General features: G+C 57.9%; 2 protein-coding genes. Both read left to right on the plus strand.

From position 1 onward, the window contains the following. Window positions 1–68: 68 nt before the first annotated feature. A complete protein-coding gene (locus ADADOO_RS13895; RefSeq protein ID WP_511278099.1) occupies window positions 69–605 on the plus strand; it encodes a F0F1 ATP synthase subunit delta in 537 nt (178 codons plus the stop codon). A gap of 9 nt (window positions 606–614) precedes the next feature. Then, the coding region (gene atpA / locus ADADOO_RS13900) for a F0F1 ATP synthase subunit alpha (protein ID WP_511278100.1) at window positions 615–2,007 on the plus strand (1,393 nt) is incomplete at its 3' end.

Below are 2,007 nucleotides of genomic sequence, written 5' to 3' on the forward strand. Positions count from 1 at the left end.
TGCGCAAGGAAATCAACGCGTCCGCGCATGCCGACATGCTGGTCGCCCTGAAACAGGACCTGTAAGCAATGGCTGAATCCGTCACTATCGCCCGCCCTTACGCCGAAGCCCTGTTCCGGGCGGCCAAGGAAAGCGGCAATCTGGCCAAGTGGGCCGAGCAAGCTGCAACGCTCGCCCAGGTGGCTGCCAATCCCGACGTCCGTGCGGCTATCGGTGATCCCAATGTGGCGGCCCCGCAACTGGTCGACCTCTTCCGGTCTGCCTGCGGTACGGCGGTAAGTGCGGAGCTGGCGAACTTCATCCAGCTGCTGTCCAACAACGACCGTCTGGGGCTGTTGCCGGAAATTGCCGGCTTGTACGAAAGCTACAAGCGCGCCGAGGAAGGCACCAAACAGGCCGAAATCATTTCGGCCTTCCCGATCGATGACAACCAGGTGAAAGCTCTGGTGCCCAAACTCGAAACTGTCTTCAAGACCAAACTCGAGTCCTCGGTGTCGGTTGATCCGACCCTGATTGGTGGCATCAAGGTAATCGTTGGCGACCAGATGCTGGATGCTTCAGTCCGCGGCAAGCTTGACGCCATGGCTACGGCGCTGAACAACTAGGAGAATTTCATGCAGTTGAATCCTTCCGAAATTTCTGAACTGATCAAGAGCAAGATCCAGAACCTGCAAGGCGCATCGGAAGTGCGCACGCAGGGCACGGTAGTTTCCGTTACTGACGGTATCTGTCGTGTGCACGGCCTGCAAGACGTCATGCAGGGCGAAATGCTGGAATTCCCCGGCAACACCTTTGGTATGGCGCTCAACCTTGAGCGTGATTCCGTTGGTGCCGTGGTTCTTGGTGCATACGAACACATTTCCGAAGGCGACATCGTCAAGACGACGGGTCGCATTCTGGAAGTTCCCGTCGGCCGTGAATTGCTTGGCCGCGTGGTCAACTCCCTCGGACAGCCGATCGACGGTAAAGGCCCGATCAATGCCAAGCTGACCGACAAGCTGGAAAAGGTTGCGCCCGGCGTTATTTGGCGTAAGTCGGTTTCCCAACCGGTGCAAACTGGTCTGAAATGCGTTGACTCCATGGTGCCGGTTGGCCGTGGTCAGCGCGAACTGATCATTGGTGACCGCCAGACCGGCAAGACCGCTGTGGCAGTTGACGCCATCATCAACCAGAAAGACAAGGGTCTGTTCTGCGTTTATGTTGCTATCGGCCAAAAGGCTTCCACCATTGCCAACGTCGTACGCAAGCTCGAAGAGCACGGCGCGATGGCAAACACCATCGTTGTCGCCGCCCCGGCTTCCGAATCCGCTGCCCTGCAGTATCTCGCACCGTATGCTGGCTGCACGATGGGTGAATATTTCCGCGACATCGGCGAAGATGCACTGATCGTTTATGACGACTTGACCAAGCAAGCCTGGGGCTACCGTCAGGTTTCCCTGCTGCTGCGCCGTCCGCCGGGCCGCGAAGCTTATCCGGGCGACGTGTTCTATCTCCACTCTCGTCTGCTCGAACGCGCTGCACGCGTTTCCGAAGCCTGGGTCGAGAAACTCTCCAATGGCGAAATCAAGGGAAAAACCGGTTCCCTGACCGCTCTGCCGGTTATCGAAACCCAAGCTGGTGACGTTTCCGCCTTCGTTCCGACCAACGTCATCTCGATTACCGACGGTCAGATCTTCCTGGAAACCGACCTGTTCAATGCTGGTATCCGTCCTGCTATCAACGCCGGTATTTCCGTGTCCCGCGTCGGTGGCGCTGCCCAGACCAAGCTAATCAAAAAGCTCGGCGGCGGTGTTCGTCTGGCCCTCGCCCAGTACCGCGAACTTGCAGCATTTGCCCAGTTTGCTTCCGACCTCGACGAAGCAACCCGCAAGCAGTTGGAACGGGGTCGTCTGGTCACCGAGTTGATGAAGCAGGCTCAATACTCGCCGATGAGCATCTCCGAAATGGCAGTGACGCTGTACGCAGCGGACAAGGGCTACTTCGATGATGTCGAAGTCAAGCGTGCCC

Source organism: Azonexus sp. (genome assembly GCF_036170495.1).
In the GTDB taxonomy this organism is placed as follows: Bacteria; Pseudomonadota; Gammaproteobacteria; order Burkholderiales; family Rhodocyclaceae; genus Azonexus.

Excerpts from the sequence above, each read along its gene's own strand:
- ADADOO_RS13895 (WP_511278099.1), top strand. The coding sequence starts at position 69 with ATGGCTGAATCCGTCACTATCGCCCGCCCTTACGCCGAAGCCCTGTTC.